3 protein-coding genes and 1 pseudogene are annotated in these 4,066 nt (G+C 73.0%); 3 read left to right on the top strand and 1 reads right to left on the bottom strand.

Translation table 11 applies throughout. The annotated features are described in order from the left end of the window. Window positions 1–99: 99 nt before the first annotated feature. Both ACFXAZ_RS34930 and ACFXAZ_RS34925 read left to right on the top strand, forming a co-directional pair. A pseudogene (locus tag ACFXAZ_RS34930) lies at window positions 100–759 on the top strand (DUF1684 domain-containing protein); the annotation flags it as partial. A 382-nt stretch (window positions 760–1,141) separates the two neighbouring features. After that, window positions 1,142–2,044, top strand: a complete 903-nt coding sequence (locus tag ACFXAZ_RS34925; RefSeq protein WP_384599534.1) for a S1 family peptidase — start codon at window positions 1,142–1,144, stop codon at window positions 2,042–2,044. 175 nt (window positions 2,045–2,219) lie between these two features. On the opposite strand, the gene ACFXAZ_RS34920 is transcribed toward ACFXAZ_RS34925, so the two are convergent. Beyond that, window positions 2,220–2,816 carry a TetR/AcrR family transcriptional regulator gene (locus ACFXAZ_RS34920; RefSeq protein WP_384599531.1) on the bottom strand — a complete coding sequence of 199 codons (597 nt, stop codon included), beginning with the start codon at window positions 2,814–2,816 and terminating at the stop codon, window positions 2,220–2,222. A 144-nt stretch (window positions 2,817–2,960) separates the two neighbouring features. Here ACFXAZ_RS34920 and ACFXAZ_RS34915 point away from each other — a divergent pair, with 144 nt between their 5' ends. Further along, window positions 2,961–3,977: a saccharopine dehydrogenase gene (locus tag ACFXAZ_RS34915; protein ID WP_384599528.1), complete on the top strand. Its 1,017-nt coding sequence runs from the start codon at window positions 2,961–2,963 to the stop codon at window positions 3,975–3,977. The last annotated feature ends 89 nt before the right edge of the window (window positions 3,978–4,066 follow it).

Genomic DNA, 4,066 nt, shown 5'->3' with positions numbered 1-4,066 from the left:
CCCAAAAACACCCCCGCGGCCCCCCCCCCCCCCGCGCCCTCGGGGACCCCACACCAACCCGCGCACCCCACCCCCCCCCCCCCGGCCGCGGCCCCCCCCCCCGACGGTGACGCCGTCGTGCTCACCGCCGGGCCGGCCGACGGGCTGACCCTGGACGGTGAGCCGTGGAGCGGGCGGGTCCGGCTGACCGCCGACCCGGGTCCGGCGGGCGCCGCCCGGGTGGCGCACGGCGAGCGCAGACTGGTGGTGCTGGAGCGCGAGGGGAGCTGGGCGGTACGTGACTTCGACCCCGCCGCCGAGACCCGGAGCCGCTTCGCGGGCATCGAGGCCACCCCCTATGAGCAGCGCTGGTCGGTGCCGGGACGGTTCACCCCGTACGACGCGCAGCGCACCGTGCGGGTCGCCAATGTGGACGGCCGGGAGCGCGGGCTCGGGCTCGGCGGGGAACTGGCGTTCACACTGGACGGGCGGGAGCTGACCTTGCAGGTGTCGGTGGAGTCCGACGGCTCGCTGTGGGCCGTGTTCGCCGACACCACCAGCGGGAACGGCAGTTACCGGTTCCGCTTCCTGCGGCCCGCCGCGCCGGACGCCGAGGGGCGGACCGCGGTCGACTTCAACCGGGCGCTGCTGCCGCCGTGCGCCTTCGCCGATCACTTCATCTGCCCCTTCCCGCCGCCGGGGAACCGGCTGGACGTGGCGATCGCGGCGGGCGAGCGGAAGGTGGCGGAGGAACGGGAGGTGGCGGGGAGCGGAGGGTGATGGGGAACCGAAGGCGATGGGGAGCCGAGGGCGAGTGGGCGGGTGACGAGGGGGCGGGGCGTGGCGGGGGACTGATGGTGACGGGGGAGCCGGGCGTGGCGGGGAAGTGACGGTGACGGGGGAACCGGGCGTGGCCGAGTAGCGGGCCGGGTGCCCTCCGGGGCCCTGGCAAATCCACCGTTAACGGGTGTTGTGCACGGAGGGTTCGGAGGTGTGCGGCCGAAAGGCACCCTTGCGCCGATCGGCCGCGCCCCCGAATACTCCCCCTCAGCGATTGTCAGGGTCACGGCAACCGGAATCCCGGCCTTCCCGTCCCTGACTGCGCCTCACGGGCCCCGACCCCACGAGAGGGCCCCCGACTTCCCCTGTGGAGGAACGACAAGTGAGGATCAAGCGCACCACCCCCACCACCGGTATCACGAGACGGACCCGGCTGATCGCCGTTTCCACCGGACTCGTGGCCGCGGCTGCGATCGCGATCCCCAGCGCGAGCGCGTCGGACGTCACCACGTTCAGTGCCAACCAGCTCAAGAGCGCCGGCGACTCGGTGCTCCAGGCCGATGTCCCGGGCACCGCCTGGGCCGTCGACAGCAAGACCAACCGTGTGCTGCTCACGGTCGACTCGACCGTCTCGCAGGCGGAGATCGACCAGATCAAGGAGCAGGCCGGCGCCAACGCCGACGCGCTCACCATCAAGCGCACGCCGGGCACGTTCAGCAAGCTGATCCAGGGTGGCGACGCCATCTACGCGACCAGCTGGCGCTGTTCACTCGGGTTCAACGTGCAGAACAGCAGCGGCACCCAGTTCTTCGTGACCGCCGGCCACTGCACCGACGGCGCGGGCACCTGGTACTCCAACTCCGCCCGGACCACGGTCATCGGGTCGACCACCGGCTCCAGCTTCCCGGTGAACGACTACGGCATCGTGCAGTACTCCGGGACCGTCGCCCGGCCCGGTACCGCGAACGGCGTGGACATCACCCGCGCCGCGACGCCCACCGTGGGCACCTCGGTCATCCGTGACGGTTCCACCACCGGCACCCACACCGGCACGGTCACCGCCCTCAACGCGACCGTCAACTACGGTGGCGGCGATGTCGTGTACGGGATGATCCAGACCAACGTGTGCGCCGAGCCCGGTGACTCCGGTGGTCCGCTGTACGGCAGCAACGGCACGGCCTACGGTCTGACCTCCGGCGGCAGCGGGAACTGCACGTCCGGCGGGACGACGTTCTTCCAGCCGGTGACGGAGGCGCTCAGCGCGTACGGGGTGAGCGTGTACTAGGCGCCGTCCTGGTTTCGCCGGGTGGTTCGTGCGGGTCGTGGGGGCTGGTCGCGCAGTTCCCCGCGCTCCTCAAGGGCGTTTGCCCGCACCCCGGTCGGAGAGAAGCCCCCGCGAGCCCCCATGTGCCGTACCGGTGCGTGGGGGCTCGTTCTGGTGCCCGGCCGGGGGTGAGTGGCTACTCGTCCGCCCCCAGGCCGCCCCGGATCAGCTCCGTCAGCGCGGTGACGGCCTCCTCGGTCGTCGCCCGGTTCCGGTTCAGTTCGCCGGCGAGGGACTCGGCCGCGCCCAGCAGCCCGGCGCAGCGCAGCCGCAGCGCCTCGCGGGGGAGCGCGGAGTGCGGGGCGAGGGCCTCGGCCATCAGGTCCGTGTAGCCGTCCAGCAGCTCGCGCTGGGTGGCCTCCATCTCCGGGTTGCCCTTCAGCGCGGCGGAGACGGCGGTGAGTTCCGGCATGTCGGTGGCGCAGGCGAAGTACGCGGTGCTGATCACCCGGGCGACCGTGTCCGCGGTGGCGGCCGGTTCCCGCAACGCCCGGGCGATGGCCGCCTGGTGACGCTCGTCCAGCCGCCGGTAGAGGGCGAGCAGCAGGCCGGGCCGGGTGCCGAAATGGTCGTACACGATCGGCCTGCTGACCCCGGCCGCCTCCGCGAGGGTGACCAGCGTCAGCCCGTCGGTGCCCTGGCCGCGCACGATCGCCACGGCGGTGTCGAGCAACTGCTCCCGCCGGGCCTTCTTGGGCAGCCGGGGGGATGGCCGGGGGGAGGTGGTGGCCATGGGGTTCGCTTCCGTTCCGTCCGGTGGTCCCTGGTTCCTGTGCGCTGATCCGGAGTCTATCTTACAAAACGTAGGTTACATGGTGTAGGTTACGGAATGTAGGTTGCGCTGTGCGGGTGAGTTCGGGTCGGAGGAGGGTTTCTCATGGGGCTTACGGAGTCGGTGCTGATCCTGGGGGGTTCGGGGCAGGCGGGGGCGGGGGCCGCGCGGCTGCTGCGGCGCTGGCATCCCGGGTTGCCGCTGACCGTCGCGGGGCGGGATCCCGGGCGGGCCCGGCGGGTGGCCGGGGAACTCGGCGGTGCGACGGCCGTGACCGTCGATCTGGCGCGGAGCGATCTGGGGCTGCCCGACGGTCAGAGGTACTCGGCGGTGGTGGCCGCCGTATGGGACGACCAGCTGCACGGGTTGCGGTACGCGCAGCGGCACAAGGTGCCGTACCTCAGTCTCTCCAGCGGGCTGACGGACATCGGACCGGAGGTCGTGGCGAGCGCCCAGCGGGCCACGGCCGCGCCGGTGCTGATGGCCAGTCACTGGTGTGCGGGCACGCTGGTGCTCGCGGTGCTGGACCTGGCCCGGGAGTTCGGGCGGGTCGATGCCGTGCGGGCCGACGCGGTGCTGGACGAGTCGGACACCGGCGGGCCCGCCGGTATCGCCGACCTGGAGCGCTGGGGATCGGTCACCACGGCCGGGCTGGAACGCCGGGACGGCCGCTTCACCTGGGTCGACGGTCCCGACGCGGAGGTGGCGGTGGCCACGAGCGACGGCAGGGTGCTGACGGGCCGCGGTGTCCCGATCCTCGACGTGCCGAGCATCGGTCTGGCCACGGGGGCGTCCGATGTCCGCTTCGCCTTCGCCGTCGGGGAGTCCGCGGGCCGTCGCCGGGGCGCCGGGCCGTCCATCGAGATCCGGATCGACATCGAGGGGGTGGGGCCGGGCGGTGAGCCGTTGCGCAGGACCCGCCGTCTCGTCCACCCCGAAGGGCAGCGCCCGCTGACCGCGCTCGGCATCGCCCTCGGCGTCGAGCGGCTGCTCGGGCTGCGGGGGGACACCGTACCGGCGGGCCTGCACACGCCCGAGGCCCTGATCGATCCGGCCTACGCGGGGGAGAGGCTGGCGGAGATCGGGGCGGGGTATGTGGATGTGCCGGTGGCTGTTGGCTGAGGTGGCTGAGATCGGCTGAGGGCGTGCGGGGGGCGGGGTGTCTCTGTGGGGCGGCGGCCCGGCCGGGCGTTCGGGTGGGGTGGCTGCTG

It is taken from the genome of Streptomyces sp. NPDC059477, assembly GCF_042749375.1.
Classification (GTDB): Bacteria; Actinomycetota; Actinomycetes; order Streptomycetales; family Streptomycetaceae; genus Streptomyces.
The sequence above is the reverse complement of the archived record's forward strand: the minus strand, read 5'-3'. Positions and strand labels throughout refer to the sequence as shown.

Excerpts from the sequence above, each read along its gene's own strand:
- ACFXAZ_RS34915 (WP_384599528.1), top strand. The coding sequence starts at position 2,961 with ATGGGGCTTACGGAGTCGGTGCTGATCCTGGGGGGTTCGGGGCAGGCG.
- ACFXAZ_RS34920 (WP_384599531.1), bottom strand. The coding sequence starts at position 2,816 with ATGGCCACCACCTCCCCCCGGCCATCCCCCCGGCTGCCCAAGAAGGCC.